At 59.5% G+C, this 19,541-nt stretch carries 23 protein-coding genes; 11 read left to right on the forward strand and 12 right to left on the reverse strand.

All coding sequences use genetic code 11. The features are described 5' to 3' along the window. Positions 1-55: 55 nt before the first annotated feature. Together AC07XZ_RS19790 and AC07XZ_RS19795 are read left to right on the forward strand one after the other, a co-directional pair. Positions 56-841 (forward strand): sulfite exporter TauE/SafE family protein, encoded by a 786-nt coding sequence (locus AC07XZ_RS19790; protein WP_011335062.1) that lies wholly within the window; start codon positions 56-58, stop codon positions 839-841. A gap of 13 nt (positions 842-854) precedes the next feature. Further along, a complete protein-coding gene (locus AC07XZ_RS19795) occupies positions 855-1,181 on the forward strand; it encodes a hypothetical protein (RefSeq protein ID WP_102687121.1) in 327 nt (108 codons plus the stop codon). A gap of 4 nt (positions 1,182-1,185) precedes the next feature. On the opposite strand, the gene AC07XZ_RS19800 is transcribed toward AC07XZ_RS19795, so the two are convergent. Further along, the gene (locus AC07XZ_RS19800) at positions 1,186-1,650 is read right to left on the reverse strand and encodes a GNAT family N-acetyltransferase (RefSeq protein WP_102687122.1); all 465 of its coding nucleotides are present in this window, start codon (positions 1,648-1,650) and stop codon (positions 1,186-1,188) included. Positions 1,651-1,860: 210 nt separating this feature from the next. On the opposite strand from AC07XZ_RS19800, the gene AC07XZ_RS19805 reads away from it, so the two are divergent. After that, positions 1,861-2,427 carry a DUF4174 domain-containing protein gene (locus AC07XZ_RS19805; RefSeq protein WP_007951594.1) on the forward strand — a complete coding sequence of 189 codons (567 nt, stop codon included), beginning with the start codon at positions 1,861-1,863 and terminating at the stop codon, positions 2,425-2,427. An 88-nt stretch (positions 2,428-2,515) separates the two neighbouring features. Here the strand turns inward: AC07XZ_RS19805 and AC07XZ_RS19810 are convergent, their stop codons facing one another. Together AC07XZ_RS19810 and AC07XZ_RS19815 are read right to left on the reverse strand one after the other, a co-directional pair. Continuing rightward, positions 2,516-3,136 (reverse strand): retron system putative HNH endonuclease, encoded by a 621-nt coding sequence (locus AC07XZ_RS19810; RefSeq protein WP_102687123.1) that lies wholly within the window; start codon positions 3,134-3,136, stop codon positions 2,516-2,518. Next, positions 3,129-4,496 (reverse strand): AAA family ATPase, encoded by a 1,368-nt coding sequence (locus tag AC07XZ_RS19815; RefSeq protein WP_102687124.1) that lies wholly within the window; start codon positions 4,494-4,496, stop codon positions 3,129-3,131. The genes AC07XZ_RS19810 and AC07XZ_RS19815 overlap by 8 nt, the downstream gene beginning before the upstream one ends. Positions 4,497-4,607: 111 nt before the next feature. Between AC07XZ_RS19815 and AC07XZ_RS19820 the strand changes: the two genes are divergently transcribed. Both AC07XZ_RS19820 and AC07XZ_RS19825 read left to right on the forward strand, forming a co-directional pair. Further along, positions 4,608-4,943 (forward strand): hypothetical protein, encoded by a 336-nt coding sequence (locus AC07XZ_RS19820; RefSeq protein ID WP_102687125.1) that lies wholly within the window; start codon positions 4,608-4,610, stop codon positions 4,941-4,943. A gap of 40 nt (positions 4,944-4,983) precedes the next feature. Then, on the forward strand, positions 4,984-5,292 hold the full coding sequence (locus tag AC07XZ_RS19825; RefSeq protein WP_256590553.1) for a hypothetical protein: 309 nt from the start codon (positions 4,984-4,986) through the stop codon (positions 5,290-5,292). Positions 5,293-5,353: 61 nt separating this feature from the next. Here AC07XZ_RS19825 and ampC read toward each other — a convergent pair whose 3' ends face one another. Beyond that, on the reverse strand, positions 5,354-6,520 hold the full coding sequence (gene ampC, locus AC07XZ_RS19830) for a class C beta-lactamase (RefSeq protein ID WP_102687126.1): 1,167 nt from the start codon (positions 6,518-6,520) through the stop codon (positions 5,354-5,356). 159 nt (positions 6,521-6,679) lie between these two features. Between ampC and AC07XZ_RS19835 the strand changes: the two genes are divergently transcribed. After that, entirely contained in the window at positions 6,680-7,555 is an 876-nt protein-coding gene (locus AC07XZ_RS19835; RefSeq protein WP_096822360.1) for a LysR family transcriptional regulator, read from the forward strand. Here AC07XZ_RS19835 and gudD read toward each other — a convergent pair. Continuing rightward, positions 7,552-8,895 (reverse strand): glucarate dehydratase, encoded by a 1,344-nt coding sequence (gene gudD, locus AC07XZ_RS19840; protein ID WP_102687127.1) that lies wholly within the window; start codon positions 8,893-8,895, stop codon positions 7,552-7,554. The genes AC07XZ_RS19835 and gudD overlap by 4 nt on opposite strands. A gap of 14 nt (positions 8,896-8,909) precedes the next feature. Next, positions 8,910-10,256: an MFS transporter gene (locus AC07XZ_RS19845; protein ID WP_102687128.1), complete on the reverse strand. Its 1,347-nt coding sequence runs from the start codon at positions 10,254-10,256 to the stop codon at positions 8,910-8,912. 365 nt (positions 10,257-10,621) lie between these two features. Here AC07XZ_RS19845 and AC07XZ_RS19850 point away from each other — a divergent pair, with 365 nt between their 5' ends. Next, a complete protein-coding gene (locus AC07XZ_RS19850; RefSeq protein WP_102687129.1) occupies positions 10,622-11,335 on the forward strand; it encodes a FadR/GntR family transcriptional regulator in 714 nt (237 codons plus the stop codon). Between the two features lie 28 nt (positions 11,336-11,363). Here the strand turns inward: AC07XZ_RS19850 and trhP are convergent, their stop codons facing one another. Next, positions 11,364-12,692: a prephenate-dependent tRNA uridine(34) hydroxylase TrhP gene (trhP, locus tag AC07XZ_RS19855; protein ID WP_085745901.1), complete on the reverse strand. Its 1,329-nt coding sequence runs from the start codon at positions 12,690-12,692 to the stop codon at positions 11,364-11,366. A gap of 156 nt (positions 12,693-12,848) precedes the next feature. On the opposite strand from trhP, the gene AC07XZ_RS19860 reads away from it, so the two are divergent. Then, positions 12,849-13,910: an AI-2E family transporter gene (locus AC07XZ_RS19860; RefSeq protein ID WP_102687130.1), complete on the forward strand. Its 1,062-nt coding sequence runs from the start codon at positions 12,849-12,851 to the stop codon at positions 13,908-13,910. Here the strand turns inward: AC07XZ_RS19860 and AC07XZ_RS19865 are convergent. From AC07XZ_RS19865 to AC07XZ_RS19875, 3 genes are all read right to left on the reverse strand, one after another. Beyond that, the gene (locus AC07XZ_RS19865) at positions 13,907-14,089 is read right to left on the reverse strand and encodes a hypothetical protein (protein ID WP_085745903.1); all 183 of its coding nucleotides are present in this window, start codon (positions 14,087-14,089) and stop codon (positions 13,907-13,909) included. The two genes, AC07XZ_RS19860 and AC07XZ_RS19865, sit on opposite strands and share 4 nt — an antisense overlap. A gap of 102 nt (positions 14,090-14,191) precedes the next feature. Next, positions 14,192-14,386, reverse strand: coding sequence for a hypothetical protein (locus tag AC07XZ_RS19870; protein ID WP_085745904.1), 195 nt, complete (start codon positions 14,384-14,386; stop codon positions 14,192-14,194). A 257-nt stretch (positions 14,387-14,643) separates the two neighbouring features. Next, complete coding sequence (locus AC07XZ_RS19875; RefSeq protein WP_007951578.1) at positions 14,644-14,994, reverse strand: hypothetical protein; 351 nt, start codon at positions 14,992-14,994, stop codon at positions 14,644-14,646. A gap of 254 nt (positions 14,995-15,248) precedes the next feature. Here AC07XZ_RS19875 and AC07XZ_RS19880 point away from each other — a divergent pair, with 254 nt between their 5' ends. Together AC07XZ_RS19880 and AC07XZ_RS19885 are read left to right on the forward strand one after the other, a co-directional pair. Further along, complete coding sequence (locus AC07XZ_RS19880) at positions 15,249-16,067, forward strand: shikimate 5-dehydrogenase (RefSeq protein WP_102687131.1); 819 nt, start codon at positions 15,249-15,251, stop codon at positions 16,065-16,067. Between the two features lie 97 nt (positions 16,068-16,164). Beyond that, positions 16,165-16,683, forward strand: a complete 519-nt coding sequence (locus AC07XZ_RS19885) for a cupin domain-containing protein (RefSeq protein WP_102687132.1) — start codon at positions 16,165-16,167, stop codon at positions 16,681-16,683. A 16-nt stretch (positions 16,684-16,699) separates the two neighbouring features. On the opposite strand, the gene AC07XZ_RS19890 is transcribed toward AC07XZ_RS19885, so the two are convergent. After that, complete coding sequence (locus AC07XZ_RS19890; RefSeq protein WP_085745907.1) at positions 16,700-17,350, reverse strand: YceH family protein; 651 nt, start codon at positions 17,348-17,350, stop codon at positions 16,700-16,702. Between the two features lie 126 nt (positions 17,351-17,476). On the opposite strand from AC07XZ_RS19890, the gene AC07XZ_RS19895 reads away from it, so the two are divergent. Continuing rightward, positions 17,477-17,986: a DUF1993 domain-containing protein gene (locus AC07XZ_RS19895; protein WP_007951572.1), complete on the forward strand. Its 510-nt coding sequence runs from the start codon at positions 17,477-17,479 to the stop codon at positions 17,984-17,986. Positions 17,987-18,051: 65 nt separating this feature from the next. On the opposite strand, the gene sstT is transcribed toward AC07XZ_RS19895, so the two are convergent. Next, positions 18,052-19,284, reverse strand: coding sequence for a serine/threonine transporter SstT (sstT, locus tag AC07XZ_RS19900; protein ID WP_102687133.1), 1,233 nt, complete (start codon positions 19,282-19,284; stop codon positions 18,052-18,054). Between the last annotated feature and the right edge of the window lie 257 nt (positions 19,285-19,541).

Consider the following 19,541-nt stretch of genomic DNA (forward strand, 5'->3'; position numbering starts at 1 on the left):
GAAAACTGGTTATCCTGCGGGCCGGATTTTTCCTGTGGTTTGTCTGGACGTCTTAATGGAATTGGCAAATTTCGGCCTGGTGATTGCCGGGCTGGTCGTGGGGTTCATCGTCGGTATGACCGGTGTCGGCGGCGGTTCGTTGATGACGCCGATCCTGCTGTGGTTCGGTATCAATCCGGCCACGGCGGTGGGCACGGATCTGCTGTACGCAGCCATCACCAAATCCAGCGGCGTGCTGGTCCACAGGAAGAACAAGAACATCGACTGGGCCATCACCGGCTGGCTGACCCTGGGCAGTGTCCCGGCGGTGGCGATGACCTTGTGGTTCCTCAGCACCCTGCACACCGCACCGGACGCGATGAACGCCATCATCAAGCAAGCGCTCGGTTTTGTGCTGTTCGCCACGGCGCTGGCGATTCTGTTCAAGAAGCGCCTGCTGGAATTCGCCCACAAACGTGCCGGCGGCAACTACAACCCGAGCGGCGCGCGCCTGAATGTCATGACCGTGATCACCGGTCTGATCCTCGGCACCATGGTTGCCCTGACCTCCATCGGCGCCGGCGCCCTCGGCACCGTCGCGCTGTTCATCCTTTATCCGTTGCTGCCGACCCGCCGCCTGGTCGGCACCGAAATCGCCCACGCCGTACCGCTGACCCTGGTCGCCGGCCTCGGCCACGCGAGCATGGGCAACATGGACTGGGGCGTGCTGGGCTTTCTGCTGGTCGGCTCGCTGCCGGGCATCTGGCTCGGCAGCCACCTGACCGGCCGGGTCTCCGATGAACTGCTGCGCCCGTGCCTGGCGACGATGCTGGTGTTGATCGGTTACAAGCTGGCGTTCTGATCGGCAGGCAGCCATGAGCGAAACCACATTCCATTGCAATGGCCGACTCGCCATCACGGTCGAGCCCCGGGAAATGCGCATGAGCCACTGGCTCTACGCACCGCGGGTGGTCGATCAGCAACGCCAACACACGCTGCTGGACCTGAGCGATAGCCAGTGGGACCTGATTTCCACTACTAATGAAACCGCTGGTGGTATTGATCTCCTGCTGCGCAAATATCCGGGCGACAAGCCAACTGTGACCTTGAGCGTCAGCCTTGATGACGGAATACTTTGCCTTGACGGCCGATGCGTTGATCCATCGGGGCTGGAAGCGGCGCTCGATTTGGCGCTGAACTAAGTGCTTATTGGCCGAGCGAGCGCTTCATCACCGTCACCGGCAACCCGTCATATTCCATCTCTTCCAGCACCTCCCAACCCAGCCGCGCATACAGCGATTGCGCTGCATCGGTGTACAGGTACAACTGCGGCACACCCAGTGCGGCGGCCTCTTCGACGATGCGGTTGACCAGTTGCGAGGCGATCCCACGGCCACGCTGTTCGGCCTTCACGTAGACCCCGGCCTGCCACGGCGTCAATTGCGGACGGGCATCCATGTCGCTGTCGATCAGCAGCGCACCGCCGAGCAGTTTTCCGTCTTCGATCGCCACCACCACGCTGGGGATCGCGCCTTTACCGCAGGCGGCGCGCATGCGTTCGGTGCGGCTGGCGAGGGTGTCTTCGGGTTTGTACTGGCCCCATTCCTTGAAGTTGAGTTCGGCCAGTTCCTCGATCAGTTGCGGGTGATGGCAGAGGTAGTCGATGTGCATGTGCGTTGAACTCCATTTCACAGGTTGAACAGCCACCCTAATGCGGTCATAAAAGGTAATCAAATGCGCGAGAGGATCGCGCGTATCCGGTTGCGCAAAATCGGTGCTGACCTAAGCTTTGGGCAAGGCGAAACACTTTTGCCGGGCACCCCCCGGAACAATCGCCGCGATGCGCAATCATTAGAGCGTGGATATCAAAAGGAGATGCGCATGCTCATCAGGTCACTGACCCTGACACTCTTGCTGGCGATTGCCGGCCCCCTGTTCGCCGCCGACGGCGATTCCCCTCTGGACGTCGACAAGGGCATCAACCGCCCGGTGATCGTGATCGCTTCCAGTACGGTCGATTCTTATTGGGTCAGCCTGAAAAAAGCGCTGGACGACCCGGCCAACAAACAAGGCATCGCCGACCGCAAGATCAAGGTTTATACCATCCTGAGCATGAGTGGTCAGGTCGATGGCAAAAGTCTGGAGCAGCAGCAAACCATGGCGTTGCTGCGCTCGCTGAAGCTGGGCGCCGGGGCGTATCCGAAAGTCTTCCTGGTGGGCAAGGATGGAGAGACCAAACTGACGGCTTCGGGGGATGAAGCGGCGGCGGTCGATTTGAAGAAGATTTTCGACACCATTGATGCGCTGCCTGCCGCCGAGAAAGAAACTACTTCCACCGTGGTGACGGCCCCGGCTGCTGCAGAACCGGCGCCGGCCAAAGGCGCGAAAGGAACTAAACCGGCGAAGCCGACCAAACCGGCCAAGCCGCCGGAAATGCCAGATGACTGATTGAGGTTGGCTCTGAATAAAAATGGCGAACGTTATAAAGCGTTCGCCATTTTTTTTGCCCGCCGGAATGACCCCGATGCTTTGAATATCAGGGCAGGAGCTGACGGATGACATTGACCAGAACCGGAGAAAAAGCCGCGAGCTGGCCATTCTTGGGAGTCAACATGTCATCAAGGAGAATGCCCAGTAGCTCTTCATCTTCAAGGTCATCGGGTTGCATGCCTCCTGTAAAGATCAGATGATCAACCAGCTGTTTCCGCGCCCCTATGAGTCCGCGATTGCTTTCTTCGGTATGACCGAGATTCAAAATTTCCAGAGCTGAATTTGCGCGGTCAGTTTTGCCGGTCACTCTACCGGACAGATAAAACTTCAATTCCGCCTCGCATTCCTCCATCAAAGGCGTCAGATCTAGTGGGCGGGTGCCTCGATGATGTCCACATTGATTCTGGCGCTGGCAACTGGCGACGATGTTGGTGAACTCCAATGTGCGATTGGGGGCTTTATCTTGGGCTTCAACGTGCTCGTTATGTGAGTTGTCGCCTGCAATGGTTTGGCAGCAATAGGCGCAAAGGCTGAACTGTTCCGCTATACAGGCCGTGCGCACGCTCACACGTTCTTCGCTGGGCAGGTCCCGGTAACGCGATGTGGTGTTGGCTCGCTTCCACCTGATGAGTTGGTCCGGCTCGGGTCCCTTAGTGATCTTACGCACGGCGCAACTCCAGCTTGCGCAGCAACAGCGCTGCTTTCGCCAGTTCGATATGACCGTCTGGAAGTTCTTCTGCCAGTTCGGCGAATAGCTTCTGTGCGGTTTCCAGATCACCGTCCTGCAAGCGTTCGAGCAGTGCGTTCAAGCGTTTTTGAACGTCGCTGTTGCGGATATCGGTGTCCATGACTTCCAGCAGCACCTGATTGGCATCGAGTCCGTACAGGCCGTTGTGTTCGTGGAGTTCTCCGTCATTGAGCACGTAAACCAGCACATCCTTGGCGTCGCTGATGACCAGTGGCGAGTGAGTGGTCAGCACGAACTGGCAGTTGGGGAAGGTTTCGCTCAGTTGGCGGATCAGACTGCGCTGCCATTTCGGGTGCAAGTGCAGATCCACTTCGTCGATCAGCACAATTCCGTCGCCGTGGAGTGGGTTGTCCAGGGACTGGTTCATCATTGCCAGGCGGCGGGCGATATCGCCGACCAGCGCCATCATCGACTTTTCACCTTGGGAGAGCTGGGCGACGTTGAGGGTGACGCCGTCCTTGTCGATGGCCATGTGCAGGCGTGGTTTTCGTTGCACGCGCAGGTTGGTGAAGCCGGGCATGAAAGCGGCGATGGCTGAGCGGACGGCTGTTAGTTGACGGTCGCGGGAGGAGGCTTTCAGTTTGGACAGGGTTTGCCAGACCTCGCTGTTCGGGCCAAATTTTTCTGAAATTTCAGCCAGCGCCGAATCGGAAATGCCGGTTTCGTTTTCGCTGTCTTCGCGCTCGCGGAACCACTCGAAGAAGCGGCGAAAGTCGACACCTCGGTTTAGTGCGTTGTCGTAGCCGTCTAGTTGGTCAAAGGTGTGTTTGGTTTTTATTTTTAGCGGGATTTCTAGAACCGAGCGTTCTACTGGATAGTAGGCAACTAACGGTAACGATGCCCTTTCATTAGTGGTTAGTTGATTGCGGTAATGATCTGCCAGTAGGCTCGCTTCCAGCAGTGAGCTATGAAGATTAGCTTTTCGTCCACGACGAACACGTACAAGGCCCCAAATGAACAGAGAGGCTTCAGAATCAGCATTAGGAAGTTTTGTGCGCGGATGAGAAGTATCGGCAATCTGAATGAGGACAATGCTGCCATTGGTACCCATCCGAATGTCTTCGTCGGAAATGTGGTTTCCGTTGCCTTTCTCATTACGAATTCTGGCGATAAACCAACTTAAAGAAGTAGCTAGTGACTTCAGCAGGGTGGTTTTTCCGGCGCCGTTGTTTCCTACGAGGACCGTGACATTTGATGGGTGCGCGTTCGTTGGTGCTAGCTGAATCTCCAACTCGGCAAACCTGCCGATATTTTCGATAAAAAATTTGTTAATTTCCATTACAACGCCCTTCGAGGGTCAGTCGGTTTAAAAGCTTTGGCGCGCATTATGTCATCCCCGGCCACGGATTGATTCGATGGAGTGTAGATACTCCATCTCACCCGGTCACTCATGAAAATAGTTGCCGCATATTCCAGCTTGATGAGCTGCGCAACACCCTTCAATCCCGTCGGACATTTCCTTCAAAACGCGGCGGCGTTGGTGAACTGGTGGCTTGAGTCGTACGCCGATAACCTCATTGGGCCGCTGCAAAATCAGCGGTCGGATGTGGAAGTCCGGTTTTCAGACTCATTCACCAAGCACCGTAAAGCGCATGGCGACATCTTTTATGTCAACATCGCGGCCTTATGGTGGCTGTACGCGGGAGCGCTTTCGAGTGCACCGGGTTCGGGTGATTGGCTCGGTCTTCCACACCTGCGTACAGCTGCCACCCTCATGTGGAAGTGAGATGGGTAGCGTTTTTTACAATCCCATCGGAGTTACACCCGTGAAGAAAACGGATTTCGAATCACCTGACATTTCCACCGAATCAACCAAACCCCGCTACATCCCTATCACCGGCATCGACTGCCACTTCCCCTGCCTCCTGATCGACCGCGAAGCCCCGGTAGATGTACTCCACGGCACCGCCGCCTACCGCTTGCGCAGCGTGACCCAGTTGCTGGAAACACTTTCGTTAGGCGACGGCATTGGCCATGACGCCTTGCTGCTGCAGGACTTCGCCCGGGTATTGGCAATCCCTCTACGCGACAGCTGCGACCTGATGGATGTGCTGGGCTGGAAGCTACAGGCGTAGTTTCAAACCCTCAAACCAAAACGGGCGACCTTCTCAGGTCGCCCGTTTTTTTATGGCGTGATTACCGGGTCAATTCACCCAGAATCCTGTGCGCAATCTTCACTCGCTCTCCATTCGGATAATTGCGGTTCGCCAGAATCACGATACCGACTTTCTTCGACGGCACGAACGCGACATACGCGCCGTAGCCAGCGGTGGAGCCAGTCTTGTTCAGCAGTACGTTCGCCGGTTCAGGCTGTGGCGGATTCAGCCATTTGACCTTGTGCGCCTCCATGGCCATTGGCGTCGAATTGCCGTCCAGCAGGCGGTCGAGGCTGATGGGGTAGGCGTAGCGTTCCCAACCCAGGCCCTGGGTCATGTCGCCGACGGTGTAGTAGCCGGTGTGGGTGAGGGCGATGGCTTTCTGCAGCGGGGTTTCGAGTTTGGCGGTGTCGAGGTTGGCCTCGACGTATTGCAGCAGGTCGGCTGCGCTGGTTTTCACGCCGTAGGCTTCGGAATCGAGGGCGCCGGGGCTGACACGAACCGGTTTGTTGTTCTTGTCATAGCCTTGGGCGTAGAGCTTCTCTTCAGAGGCCGGCACCGACAGGAAGGTGTGCTTGAGCCCGAGTTTCGGCAGCAGGGTTTCGGTCATGGCCTGATTGAACGGCTGGCCGAGGCTTTTTGCGGCCAGGTAGCCGAACAGGCCGATGCTCGGGTTGGAATACAGGCGATGGCTGCCGGCCGGATACGTCGGTTTCCACTGTTGGTAATAGCCGAGCATTTTGTCGGCGGAATCCGCGGCGTCCGGGAATTGCAGCGGCAGGCCGCCGGCGCTGTAGGTGCCCAGTTGCAGCAGGCTGATGTGGTCGAAGGCGCTGCCTTTCAGTTCGGGCCAGTGCTGGCTGGCCTTGTCGGAGAACTCCAGTTTGCCGCTGGCCTGGGCGTAGGCGGCGAGGGTTGCGGTGAAGGTTTTGCTCACCGAGCCGATTTCGAACAGGGTGTTTTCATTCACCGCTTGCCCGGTGCTTTTGTCAGCGACACCGTAGTTAAAGTAATGTGCCTTGCCGTCGACGGTCACGGCCACGGCCAGCCCCGCAATGTCCTGTTGTTGCATGACCGGGGTCACGGTGGCCTTGACCAGCGCCTGCAGCTGATCGTCGGTTTGCGGGGCGGCCAGGCAGGTCGCGGCGCTGAAGAAAAGTCCGAAAGCGCTGTAGGACTTGAGTTTGTTCAGGTTGATCGAAGACATGCGTGAACCACTCTCCATGAGTGTTGATGGTTTATCCCGCTACACTGCGAGCGTTTTCCGTCGGGCCGGCTGATCGGCGCCGCCAAATCTAGGCAGTCCGGCGTCTTTCGACAAACGATGAAAACTCGGATGAGCCATTAGAAAAATTTGGGATTTGGCATGATTCGACCTCAATTGCCCTTGAATGCATTACGCGCCTTTGAAGCCTCTGCGCGCCACCTGAGCTTCACTCGTGCGGCCGTGGAGTTGTGCGTAACCCAGGCGGCCGTCAGCCATCAGGTCAAAAGCCTGGAAGCGCAACTCGGCGTGATCCTGTTCAAACGCCTGCCCCGTGGGCTGATGCTGACCGGCGAGGGCGAAACCCTGCTGCCGGTGCTGACCACGTCGTTCGATCATATCGCGCAGATGCTCGAGCGTCTGGCGGGCGGGCAATATCGGGAAATGCTCACGGTCGGTGCGGTAGGCACCTTCGCGGTGGGTTGGTTGTTGCCGAGGCTGGCGGACTTTCAGGCGAAACATCCGCTCATAGATTTGCGGCTGTCGACCAACAACAACCGGGTGGACGTGGCCGCCGAAGGGCTGGATTACGCGATCCGGTTTGGCGCCGGGGCGTGGCACGGCATCGAGGCGACCCGTTTGCTGGAGGCGCCGTTGTCGGTGCTGTGCGTGCCGGAAATCGCCCGACAGTTGCACGCGCCGGGGGATCTTTTGCAGCAGCGTTTGCTGCGTTCCTATCGCACCGATGAGTGGCCGGAGTGGTTTCACGCAGCCGGTCTGGCGACCCATGCCGCGCCGCCCCAGAGCATCGTGTTCGACTCGTCGCTGGCGATGATGGAGGCGGCGTTGCAGGGCGGCGGGGTGGCACTGGCGCCGCCGTTGATGTTTGCCCGGCAACTGGCGGCGGATCTGATCCGCCAACCCTTTGCCATCGAAATCACCACCGGCAGCTACTGGCTGACGCGCTTGCAGTCACGGCCTGAGACGTCGGCGATGGCGGCGTTCAGGCACTGGTTGCTGGAGGCTGCGCAGGCCTAGCGCACCAGGCACGGCTTCTTGTTATCGAACGTCCACCCCGGAATCAGAAACTGCATCGCCACGCTGTCATCCCGCGCACCCAGGCCCATGCCTTTATAGAGTTCGTGGGCCTTGGCCATTTGATCCATGTCCAGTTCCACGCCCAGCCCCGGTTTCTTCGGCACTTGCACGCAGCCGTCGACGATTTGCAGCGGCGCCTTGGTCAGGCGCTGGCCGTCCTGCCAGATCCAGTGGGTGTCGATGGCGGTGATGTCGCCCGGCGCGGCGGCCGCGACGTGGGTGAACATCGCCAGGGAAATGTCGAAGTGGTTGTTGGAGTGCGAGCCCCAGGTCAGGCCCCATTCGTGGCACATCTGCGCCACGCGCACCGAACCCTGCATGGTCCAGAAATGCGGGTCGGCCAGCGGAATGTCGACCGACTGCAACTGGATCGCATGGCCCATTTCACGCCAGTCGGTGGCGATCATGTTGGTGGCGGTTTTCAGCCCGGTGGCCCGACGGAATTCAGCCATCACTTCACGGCCCGAGTAACCGTTTTCTGCACCGCACGGGTCTTCGGCGTAGGCCAGCACATGATGCTGGTCGCGGCACAGACGGATCGCTTCTTTCAATGACCACGCGCCGTTCGGATCGAGGGTAATGCGGGCGTCGGGGAAGCGCTCGGCCAGTGCGGTCACCGCTTCGATTTCGGCATCACCGCTGAGTACGCCGCCCTTGAGCTTGAAGTCCTTGAAGCCATAACGCGCGTGGGCAGCCTCGGCCAGGCGCACCACGGCGTCGGCGGTCATGGCTTTCTCGTGACGCACGCGGAACCAGTCATTGTCGGCATCCGGTTCGCTGCGGTAGGCGAGGTCGGTTTCCCGACGATCGCCCACGTAGAACAGGTAACCGAGCATCTTCACTTCATCACGCTGCTGGCCTTCGCCGAGCAATGCCGCCACCGGCACGTCGAGATGCTGGCCGAGCAGGTCGAGCAGGGCGGCTTCCAGCCCGGTGACCGCGTGAATGGTGATGCGCAGGTCGAAGGTTTGCAGGCCACGGCCACCGGCATCGCGGTCGGCAAAGGTCTGGCGCACTTGGTTGAGGATCTTCTGATACGTGCCGATCGGGCTGCCGACCACCAGACTGCGCGCGTCTTCAAGAGTCTGGCGGATACGTTCGCCGCCGGGCACTTCACCGACCCCGGTGTGGCCGGCGTTGTCCTTGAGGATGACGATGTTGCGGGTGAAAAACGGCCCGTGGGCGCCGCTCAGGTTGAGCAGCATGCCGTCGTGGCCGGCTACCGGGATGACTTGCATCTCGGTGATGATCGGGGCTTTGGCGATGTCGTGTGCGGTCATTTGGGATTGTCCTTTCAAGCGTGTTTTGGCGCGGCATCGGCCACGGCGACTTCAGGTGCGGATTTGGGTGTCATACGAGCGGCGAACACGATGATCGCGGCGATGATCGAGGTCGCGGCCAGACCATAGAGGCCGCCCTGGATCGAGCCGGTGTGTTGTTCCAGCAAACCGAAAGTGGTGGGGGCGACGAAGCCGCCGAGGTTGCCCACCGAGTTGATCAGCGCGATCACGGCAGCGGCGATCCGCGCATCGAGATAGGCCTGCGGGATCGGCCAGAACAGTGACGAGGCGGATTTGAAACCCAGTGCGGCAAAGCAGATCGCGACGAAGGCAAAAATCGGCCCACCGGTGGTGGACATGAACATCCCCGCGGCGGCGATCAGCAATGCAGTGGCGACCCACGCTTGCTGGTGTTTCCACTTCGCCGAGAATGAGGCGAACGCATACATGCCGATGATCGACAGCAGCCACGGAATCGAGTTGAACAGGCCGACCTGGAAGTCGCTCATCTCGCCCATCTTCTTGATGATGCTCGGCAGCCAGAACGTCGCGGCGTAGATGGTCAATTGAATGAAGAAGTAGATCAGGCAGAACAGGATGATCTGGCGATCCTTGAGCAGTTTGCCCAGCGACGGCCGGATCGGGGTCGCGGCTTCACGGGCTTTCTGTTCATCGTCGATCGCTTTGACCAGCGCATCCTGCTCGGCGCGGGTCAGCCATTTCGCATCGTGGGGTTTGGCGTCGAGCCAGAACCAGACGAATACGCACAGGCCAACCGAGAACATCCCTTCAATGAAATACATCCACTGCCAGCCGTGCATGCCCAGACCTTCGATCTGCAACAGCAGACCGGACAACGGGCCGGAAATCAGCGAGGCCACGGCCGAACCGCTGAGGAAGATTGCAATCGCCTTGCCGCGCTCGGCCCCCGGCAACCAGCGGGTGAAGTAGTAGATCACCCCGGGAAAGAATCCGGCCTCGGCCACGCCCAACAGAAATCGCAGGATGTAGAAGTGGGTTTCGTTCTGGATGAACGCCATGCCGGCGGCCACCAGGCCCCAAGTGAGCATGATGCGGGTCAGCCAGATTCGTGCGCCGACCTTTTGCAGCAGCATGTTGGAGGGGACTTCGAACAGCGCGTAACCGATGAAGAACAGTCCGGCACCGAAACCGTAGGCCGCGGCACCGATGCCGAGGTCGTGTTCCATGTGGGTGCGGACGAAGCCGATGTTCACCCGGTCAATGTAATTGACGATGAACATGATGACGAACAGCGGCAGGACGTGGCGTTTGACTTTGGCAATGGCGGAGGACAGCACGGAATCGGCGCCCTCGTTCATCCCGGCAATGGATGATTTCACTTGGTTTTCTCCCACTCGTTATTTTTATGCGGGGTGTGGCTGGGTGCTGCGTTGTTGATAGACATCATACAACTAGATTTTTTTGTCCTACAAGCGGGAGTGCTCAATCAAATTCGTCTACGGAGAGCGGTTTTTATGCTTTTCCAGATTTTAAGTGCTGATTTTGTTGGCTTTGGTAAGATTTGTTTGAGATATGGCAGAGCATCCCATGCCAGGGATCGTGGGCCGATTGCTCGGCGCAGTGAGAGGTTTTCTAGCTAAAATCGAGTGTTGTCATACAAGTTAAGTCCCGGAATTCATAGGAGCTCATACAAGTCATCGCCTCCAGTGCTACGATCGGTTTGCCCCGATTACCGGAACCGACCATGCAAGACGACTTCGACGCCCCCGCCCGTAAACGTGCGCACAACCTGGCCCACGACCTGGTGGAAAAACTGACCCAGAGCATCCTGCTCGGTCAGATGCTGCCCGGTGACAAGTTGCCGTCGGAAAACTCGATCGTTCAGGAACACGGCGTCAGTCGCACCGTGGTGCGCGAGGCTATTTCCAAGTTGCAGGCGTCGGGGCTGGTGGAGACGCGGCACGGGATCGGCACCTTCGTGATCGAGCGCGCGCCGGAGCAGGGGCTGCGACTGAATGTCGACACCGCGCTGGGCGTGCGCAGCATTCTCGAATTGCGCATGGGGCTGGAGACGCAAGCAGCGGCACTGGCTGCGCAGCGCCGAACCGAGCAACAGCTGGTGCAGATGCGTCAGGCACTCGATGACTATCAGCGTCTATTGGCCAACAACGACAGTTGTGTCGAGGCCGACCGGCGCTTCCACCTGTTGATTGCCGAAGCCACCGGCAATGTCTGCTTCACCGAAATCATGCAGCACCTGGGCAGCGCAATGATCCCGCGCACCAGGGTCAATGCCGCCGAACGCGGTGCGGTGGATTTGAGCAAGCTCGGGCAACTGGCGAATCTTGAGCATGAAGCGATCCTCAACGCGATCAAGCGTCAGGATCCGGATGCGGCGCGTGCGGCGATGTGGCTGCACCTGACCAACAGTCGCGACCGGTTTTCAGCCACGAACTGAAGCCGCTGGTCCGTTCGATAGCACGGGCCTAAACAGCGCCGATATCGCGCATCAACAAGCCGAAGCGCAAATCCACCGCATCCGGAATCGGCAGGTACACCGTGTGCCCGTCCCCCGGCGCCACGTCGATGGCTTCACCTTTCAGGTTCTGCAGTTCATGCAGATCAAAATGGAAGTTGCCCTTGGGCGTCATCAGTTCCAGATGATCGCCCAGTGCGAAGCGGTTTTTCACCTTGACCTCGGCCAGTCGATCCCGGCGCTCGCCGGTCAGTTCACCCACAAACTGCTGACGCTCCGACACTGAGCTGCCGTTCTGATAGTTCTGGTATTCGTCATGCACATGGCGGCGCAGGAAACCTTCGGTGTAGCCGCGCTGGGCGAGGGATTCCAGATCGGTCATCAGGCTGCGGTTGAATTCGCGGCCGGCCACCGCATCGTCGATGGCCCGGCGATAGACCTGGGTGGTGCGTGCGCAATAGAAGTGCGATTTGGTCCGGCCTTCGATCTTCAGTGAGTGCACGCCCATGCGGGTCAGGCGTTCGACGTGCTGTACCGCGCGCAGGTCCTTGGCGTTCATGATGTAGGTGCCGTGTTCGTCTTCGAAGGCCGGCATCAGTTCGCCGGGACGGTTGGCTTCCTGCAACAGGAACACCTGATCGGTGGGGGCGCCGAGGCCGAGGGTCGGTTGCGGTTCGAAGGTCTGCACGATCTCGCCGAGCTGGTTTTCAGTGGCCTCCTGCGCCGAGTATTTCCAGCGGCAGGCGTTGGTGCAGGTGCCCTGATTGGCGTCGCGCTTGTTCATGTAACCCGAGAGCAGGCAGCGGCCGGAGTAGGCCATGCACAGTGCGCCGTGGACGAACACTTCCAGCTCCATGCCCGGCACTTGTTCGCGGATTTCGCCGATCTCTTCGAGCGACAGTTCACGGGACAGGATGATTCGGCTCAGCCCTTGTTGCTGCCAGAACTCGACACTCGCCCAGTTCACCGTGTTGGCCTGCACCGACAGGTGGATTGGCATGTGCGGAAAGTGTCGGCGTACCAGCATGATCAGTCCGGGGTCGGACATGATCAGCGCATCCGGCGCCATCTCGATCACTGGTGCAAGATCCTTGAGGAAGGTCTTCAGCTTGGCGTTGTGCGGCGCGATGTTGACCACCACGTAGAAGCGCTTGCCCTGGGCCTGGGCTTCACGGATGCCGAGCGCGAGATTGGCGTGATCGAACTCGTTGTTGCGCACCCGCAGGCTGTAGCGCGGCTGGCCGGCATACACTGCATCGGCCCCGTAGGCGAAGGCGTAGCGCATATTTTTCAGGGTGCCGGCGGGGGCGAGCAGTTCGGGGGTGAAGGAGGTCGTCATGGCGGCGTCGGTCGCAAAAGCGCGGCAGGGTAGAGCAGTTGTGCCGAGGGTTTATTGATCTGGATCTATGCTCCATGAAGAAACAGGGCACTCGTGCTGACGCTGGTTGACTAAACGGGACGGGCGCGGGTGGCGCCTGACTGACCTGGACCGGACATGAACCAAAAGAGTCTGCAATTCAAATCCCTCACCGTGCTGCTGTTTCTGGTGACGGTCGCTTTTATCTGGATCCTGCTGCCGTTCTACGGCGCGGTGTTCTGGGCGGTGATCCTCGGCATCCTGTTCGCACCGATGCAGCGCCAGTTGCAACTGAAATTCGGCTGGCAACGCAACCTCACATCCTTGTGTACCTTGAGCATCTGCCTGGTGATCGCAATCTTGCCGGTGATCATCCTCAGTGTGCTGCTGGTGCAGGAAGGGGCCACGCTCTACGACAATATCGAAAGCGGCAAGCTCGATATCGGCGCCTATCTGGCGCAGTTCAAGCACAGCCTGCCACCGTACTTTCAGCATCTGCTCGACCGTTTCGGCATGGGCGAGCTCAATGCCCTGCGCGAAAAGATCGTCAAGGCCGCCATGCAGGGCAGTCAGGTGCTGGCGAGCCAAGCCTTCAGTTTCGGCCAAGGCACGTTCGAATTCGTGGTGAGTTTTTTCATCATGTTGTACCTGTTGTTTTTCTTCCTGCGCGACGGCGCCGAACTGGCGCGCAAGGTGCGCACCGCGATCCCGCTGGAGGAGCATCACAAGCGTCGTTTGCAGCTGAAATTCAACCGCGTGGTGCGCGCCACGGTGAAGGGCAATCTGCTGGTGGCGATCACGCAGGGTGCGCTGGGCGGGGCGATTTTCTGGTTTCTCGACATTCCCAGCTCATTGCTCTGGGCGGTGCTGATGGCGTTTCTGTCGTTGCTGCCGGCGGTGGGGGCGGGAATTGTCTGGGTACCGGTCGCGGCGTACTTTCTGCTCAGCGGGATGATCTGGCAGGGGGTGGTGCTGGGGTTGTTCGGGGTATTCGTGATCGGTCTGGTGGATAACCTGTTGCGCCCGATCCTGGTGGGCAAGGACACCCGGATGCCGGACTACATGATCCTGATCTCGACCCTGGGCGGATTGGCCGTCTTCGGGCTCAACGGCTTTGTGATCGGGCCGCTGATCGCGGCCCTGTTCATGTCGAGCTGGGCGCTGTTCATCGAGAGCAAACCGAAAGTGCAGCTGCCTTAGGCCTTGAACGGATCGTTGACCAGTTGCTGCGACAGTGCCTGGGCGGCCGGCAAGGATGTGAGCGGGCCGCTGACCGGCTCGCCGTCGCGAACCAGATACCAGCAGGCGAGCAAGCCCAGCTCTCTGAGCGATGCGGGAACGGCGCTGCCGATAACGGACATGATTTGAACCTGAGCCATGAGAAGTACCTCCATCAATCTATGGAGCTACCTTAGGGAATTGGCCTTTTCAGGAACAATCAACGCTTTCGATAGTGGTCATTGACGCCAGTGAGGACTGGCTCAATCCACCACTTGATCGAGCATGTGCACAATCTCGTGTTCGTTGATAAAACCCTTGCGCACCAGGTTTTCCGCCAGTAGCGAGAGAAACTTCGCCGTGCGGTGGCCTTCCAGGTGCTTGAGCTCGGTCAGGGCGTTGTAGACCTTGCTCGAGGTGCATAAACCGACGATGCGGTGTGGATTCTGTGTAGGCATTCAAGTCGTCCTTGTTGTTATCAACCTGTTGTATGCGGACGGATTCAGAGTGCGGTTCCGTCATGACAAATAGATGACCGTTTGTGTTTTGCCCCCGACGGTCGAGTCCATCATGCCGACTTTAACGGTTCAAACTGTCCCCACAGCGACCTTGGCGAGATTTTTTCAGACCTTGGCCGACGGACGGTTGGCTTTTCCGTGGGCATAATCTGCGAGCAATAAAAAGCCCCGCTCTCAAGCGGGGCTTTGTGTTTCGGTTACCAGCGCGGGCCACCGTAATAGTGTGGCCGGCCGTAATAACCGCGCGGCGGGCCGTAATAGACCGGGGCCGGTTGGACGTAGACCGGTTGCTGCACATAAACCGGGGCCGGCTGATAGTAGACCGGTGGCGGCGGTTGCTGCACGTAGACCGGTGCCGGTTGAGCGTAAACAGGCTGTTGGACGTACACCGGCCGATCCTGGTTGATGAGCGCCGAGCCGATGATGGCCGAGCCGACGATCGCACCAAATACCGCCGGGCCCTGCCAGCCACCGCCGTGGGCTTCTGCCTGACCCGTGATCGCGAATGCACCAATCAACAAGGCCACGATGGGGAGTTTACGAATCATGATAATTCCTCGGTTCTTCGACCCGGCGTCCGAACCTGCAACAGGCTCGGGATGGCGCGGGGATACTTCTAAGACAGCAACATTTTGAAAAACAGCACGGCCGCTAGGTAAATTTTGTGTAAGGTCTGTACCGGTTTGTTTACCGGATTTCCGGCATCGGCTGTGATGCCCGGAACAGACCGCCTTATGATCGTTCAGAACCCGATGGCCTGGCTAATCCCGTCCATCCGAAAGTGCATTCGAAGGAGCCTCCCATGCAGATGAACCCCAACAAAGACACCCAATTGTGCATGTCCCTGTCTGGGCGTCCCGGGAATTTCGGTCTGCGTTTTCATAACCATTTGTATGAACAACTGGGTCTGAATTTCTACTACAAGGCGTTCAGCAGCCAAGACCTTCCCGGTGCGGTCGGCGGGATCCGCGCGCTGGGGATTCGCGGTTGCGGGGTGTCGATGCCGTTCAAGGAAGCCTGCATTGCGCTGGTCGATGAACTGGATGCTTCGGCGGCGGCGATCCAGTCGATCAACACCATCGTCAACACTAACGGCCATCTCAAGGCCTACAACACCGATTACATCGCCATCGCTCAGTTGCTGGAAACCCACGCGGTGCCGAAGGGCTCGACCTTTGCCCTGCGTGGCAGCGGCGGCATGGCCAAGGCTGTGGCGAGTGCCTTGCGCGATGGCGGTTACAAAAACGGTTTGATCGTGGCCCGCAACGAGCGCGCCGGCCGTGCGCTGGCGGATTCACTCGGGTATCGCTGGCAGGCGAAACTGGGTGACGAGCGCCCGCAGATGTTGATCAACGTGACTCCGGTCGGGATGGATGGCGGTCCGGAAGCGGGTCAGCTTTCTTTTGAGGTGGATGTGATCAAGTCTGCCGACACCGTGTTCGATGTGGTGGCGATCCCCTCGGAAACCCCGCTGATCGTGCGTGGTCGTGCCGAAGGCAAAAAAGTGATCACCGGGCTGGAAGTGATAGCGATCCAGGCGCTGGAGCAGTTCGTGCTGTACACCGGCGTGCGGCCGACTGTCGAGCAGTTCGATGCGGCGGTGGCGTTTGCCCGTAGCTGATGGAGCCTGAGCAACGGCATATCCGCCCGGATTTGCCGTTGCCTATACTGCCGGATCAGCAAGCACAGACTTGCCCATCACAAAAGCCGAGGTTTGCATGCATCCGCCCATTCTCAACCTGAATGACGTCGAACTCGAACCGCTTCCCGAAGCCCTGTCTCCCGAGGGCGAAACCGCCGGGCGTTATCAGCAACGGTTCGCCCGGGTCGGCCAGCAATTGGGCGCGCAAAAGCTCGGATATCGCCTTTATGCGCTGCCGCCGGGCATGCGCGGCAGTCCGTTTCACAGTCATCGGGTCAATGAGGAAATGTTTTACGTGGTGGCCGGGGAAGGGGAGGTGCGCCTCGGCGCCGAACGTTTCCCGATCCGCGCCGGTGACGTGATCGCCTGTCCGCCGGGCGGCCCGGAAGCCGCGCATCAGATCATCAATACCAGTGCTGCGGAGCTGCGCTATCTGGCGGTCAGCACCCAGCAGCAACCGGAAATCTGCGAGTACCCGGATTCGAACAAATACGCGGTGATGGACAACTTCAGCGTCGATGCCGAAGGCAATGCCTCGGGATTCGTCGCGGTGGCGCGGCAGGCGGACGGGGTGAATTACTGGGACGGCGAATAACGCCGCCCCGGTGCGCTTATTCTTCGAGACGGGCCAGACGCTCTTCCAGTGCTGCAATCCGCGCTTCCAACTCTTCGATGCGCTCCACTGACACGCCGCTGGCAGCCCCGCGATCACTCGGGTTCTGGCGCGCCGCGATAATCGCCTCGATGTCCGCCGGATCGCCCAGCGCGTGAGTGTAACGATCTTCACGCTGACCGGCCTGACGCGGAATCAACACCGCCAGCTCCCGGGCGATCAGGCGTTCCAGCTGATGCACCACTTGTTCTGAATCTTCGAACTCATGCATGCGACCGCTGCGGGTCAGCAGTTCGTTGACGGTCTGCGGGCCGCGCAGGAACATCAATCCGGTCAGAATCAATTGCGCCGGCACCAGCTCCAGCGCCTTGTCGACCTTGTGCTCCCAGCGGTCGGCGCGACTGCCCATCACCAGTTTGGCGAAACCGCGGCTTTCGAGAGCGCGCAGGCTCTGGCCGACCTGGCCCTGGGTCAGGTTCATCACCGGTTCCCGGCTGGTTTTCTGGTTGCAGGCCAGCACCAGCGCGTTGAGGGTCAACGGGTAGGTTTCCGGGCTGGTGGCCTGTTTCTCGATCAACGAGCCCAGAATGCGGATTTCCGTGGCGTTGAGCCGTGGTTCGTCGGAGCGGGTTTCAAATTCGGTGGTCATCGCGCGTTCCCTCTGCAGTCGAAGGCGCCTAGCCTAATCCTTGCTGGATAAAAGACAAGCCGCGCCGCCCTGCGAGCATGGCTATAATCGCCCCCACGATTCAACCAGCCACCACGTGAGACTGCCATGACCATTTCCCTGTACGCCGCATCCGTCCCGGTTTTCCAACAAATGCTCAACGCCGTGAGCGATGTGCTGAAAAAGGCTGAAGCCCACGCCACCGAGAAAAACATCGACCCGAACGCCTTCCTGCAAGCGCGTCTGTACCCGGACATGTTCCCGCTGGTGCGTCAGGTGCAGATCGCCGTGGACTTCGCCAAAGGTGTGTCCTCGCGTCTGGCCGAAATCGAAATCCCGAAATATGACGACACCGAAACCACCTTCGCCGAGCTGCAAGCGCTGATCGCCAAGGTTCTGGCCTTCATCGGCGAGATCAAGCCAGAGCAGATCAATGGCAAGGAAGGCATCGAGATTGTGACTCGTCCGGGCACCCCGAAAGAGAAGCGCTTCAGTGGCCAGGCTTACCTGCTGAGCTACGGCCTGCCGCAGTTCTTCTTCCACGTCACCACCACCTACGCACTGCTGCGTCACAACGGTGTGGAAGTGGGCAAGCGCGATTACATGGGCGCGTTCTAAAACGCTGCGCAATAAAAAGCCCGCCAAGGTTTGCGCCTTGGCGGGCTTTTTGTTGCGTCGGTTTTTTATGCCGGGCGCTGGGTTTTCTGCTCTTCGCCCAGGCACGCGGCGGCGGTGAACAGCACGTCGGTGGAGGAGTTCAGCGCCGTCTCGGCCGAATCCTGCAGCACGCCGATGATGAAACCGACGGCCACCACCTGCATGGCGATTTCGCTCGGGATGCCGAACAGGCTGCACGCCAGCGGGATCAGCAGCAGCGAACCACCGGCCACGCCCGAGGCACCGCAGGCGCAGATCGCAGCGACGACGCTGAGCAGGATCGCGGTCGGGATGTCCACGGCGATACCCAAGGTGTGCACGGCGGCGAGGGTCAGCACGGTGATGGTGATCGCCGCACCCGCCATGTTGATGGTGGCGCCGAGCGGGATCGACACCGAGTAGGTGTCTTCATGCAGGCCCAAGCGCTTGCTCAGTTCCAGGTTGACCGGAATGTTCGCCGCCGAGCTGCGGGTGAAAAACGCAGTGATGCCGCTTTCACGCAGGCACTGGAGCGTCAGCGGGTACGGATTGCGACGCAGCTTCCAGAACACGATCAACGGGTTCATCACCAGCGCCACGAACAGCATGCAGCCCAGCAATACCGCCAGCAGGTGCGCGTAACCGATCAATGCACCAAATCCGGAGGTGGCCAGGGTCGATGCCACCAGGCCGAAAATACCCAGTGGCGCAAAACGGATCACGACCCGGACAATCACTGTAACGCCATTGGACAGATCGCCCAGCACTTCGCGTGTAGTGTCACCGGCGTGCCGGATCGCCACGCCCATGCCGATGGCCCAGGCCAGAATGCCGATGAAGTTGGCGTTCATCAGTGCGCTCACCGGATTGTCGACCACGCTCAGCAACAGGCTTTGCAGCACTTCACTGATGCCGCCCGGCGCACTTACCGCGATGTTGTCGGTGGACAGCACCAGATGCGACGGGAACATCATGCTGGCGATCACCGCGACCACGGCGGCGGCGAAGGTGCCCAGCAGATACAGGAACAGAATCGGCCGGATGTGGGTTTCCTGGCCGTGCTTGTGGTTGGCGATCGAGGCCATGACCAGCACGAACACCAGGATCGGCGCCACGGCTTTCAGGGCCGAGACGAACACCTTGCCGATGAAGGCCGTGCCTTTGGCCGCTTCCGGCGCGAACAGCGCGAGGGTGATGCCGGCAATCAGGCCGATCAGGATCTGGGTGACCAAGCTGAGGCTTTTAAGACGTTGCAATAGAGAAGGGGATGAAGCGGTCATAACGGCATCTCTGTTTTTATAGGGTGCAAGGTTACGTGATCCGGGCGATTGATCGGGGGCAGGCCACGGACACAAACCGAAAGGACTGACGCGCCAGCCACACCGTTAAACGGGTGGTTGAACAGGGTGTACGTTTTGCAGGGCGCGGACTTTATCACAGCGTCGTCCGGATCCTTCAGACCTGTGACGATCTGCCACCGGATCCCTCTGCAACTTAGACAGGTTTGTGCAAGTCACTCGGGAAACACTCTGTTAAG

The organism is Pseudomonas sp. GW458-11-26-14-LB4 (assembly GCF_059423925.1).

Excerpts from the sequence above, each read along its gene's own strand:
- AC07XZ_RS19790 (WP_011335062.1), top strand. The coding sequence starts at position 56 with ATGGAATTGGCAAATTTCGGCCTGGTGATTGCCGGGCTGGTCGTGGGG.
- AC07XZ_RS19795 (WP_102687121.1), top strand. The coding sequence starts at position 855 with ATGAGCGAAACCACATTCCATTGCAATGGCCGACTCGCCATCACGGTC.
- AC07XZ_RS19800 (WP_102687122.1), bottom strand. The coding sequence starts at position 1,650 with ATGCACATCGACTACCTCTGCCATCACCCGCAACTGATCGAGGAACTG.
- AC07XZ_RS19805 (WP_007951594.1), top strand. The coding sequence starts at position 1,861 with ATGCTCATCAGGTCACTGACCCTGACACTCTTGCTGGCGATTGCCGGC.
- AC07XZ_RS19815 (WP_102687124.1), bottom strand. The coding sequence starts at position 4,496 with ATGGAAATTAACAAATTTTTTATCGAAAATATCGGCAGGTTTGCCGAG.
- AC07XZ_RS19820 (WP_102687125.1), top strand. The coding sequence starts at position 4,608 with ATGAAAATAGTTGCCGCATATTCCAGCTTGATGAGCTGCGCAACACCC.
- ampC (WP_102687126.1), bottom strand. The coding sequence starts at position 6,520 with ATGTCTTCGATCAACCTGAACAAACTCAAGTCCTACAGCGCTTTCGGA.
- AC07XZ_RS19835 (WP_096822360.1), top strand. The coding sequence starts at position 6,680 with ATGATTCGACCTCAATTGCCCTTGAATGCATTACGCGCCTTTGAAGCC.
- gudD (WP_102687127.1), bottom strand. The coding sequence starts at position 8,895 with ATGACCGCACACGACATCGCCAAAGCCCCGATCATCACCGAGATGCAA.
- AC07XZ_RS19850 (WP_102687129.1), top strand. The coding sequence starts at position 10,622 with ATGCAAGACGACTTCGACGCCCCCGCCCGTAAACGTGCGCACAACCTG.
- trhP (WP_085745901.1), bottom strand. The coding sequence starts at position 12,692 with ATGACGACCTCCTTCACCCCCGAACTGCTCGCCCCCGCCGGCACCCTG.
- AC07XZ_RS19860 (WP_102687130.1), top strand. The coding sequence starts at position 12,849 with ATGAACCAAAAGAGTCTGCAATTCAAATCCCTCACCGTGCTGCTGTTT.
- AC07XZ_RS19865 (WP_085745903.1), bottom strand. The coding sequence starts at position 14,089 with ATGGCTCAGGTTCAAATCATGTCCGTTATCGGCAGCGCCGTTCCCGCA.
- AC07XZ_RS19870 (WP_085745904.1), bottom strand. The coding sequence starts at position 14,386 with ATGCCTACACAGAATCCACACCGCATCGTCGGTTTATGCACCTCGAGC.
- AC07XZ_RS19875 (WP_007951578.1), bottom strand. The coding sequence starts at position 14,994 with ATGATTCGTAAACTCCCCATCGTGGCCTTGTTGATTGGTGCATTCGCG.
- AC07XZ_RS19880 (WP_102687131.1), top strand. The coding sequence starts at position 15,249 with ATGCAGATGAACCCCAACAAAGACACCCAATTGTGCATGTCCCTGTCT.
- AC07XZ_RS19885 (WP_102687132.1), top strand. The coding sequence starts at position 16,165 with ATGCATCCGCCCATTCTCAACCTGAATGACGTCGAACTCGAACCGCTT.
- AC07XZ_RS19890 (WP_085745907.1), bottom strand. The coding sequence starts at position 17,350 with ATGACCACCGAATTTGAAACCCGCTCCGACGAACCACGGCTCAACGCC.
- AC07XZ_RS19895 (WP_007951572.1), top strand. The coding sequence starts at position 17,477 with ATGACCATTTCCCTGTACGCCGCATCCGTCCCGGTTTTCCAACAAATG.
- sstT (WP_102687133.1), bottom strand. The coding sequence starts at position 19,284 with ATGACCGCTTCATCCCCTTCTCTATTGCAACGTCTTAAAAGCCTCAGC.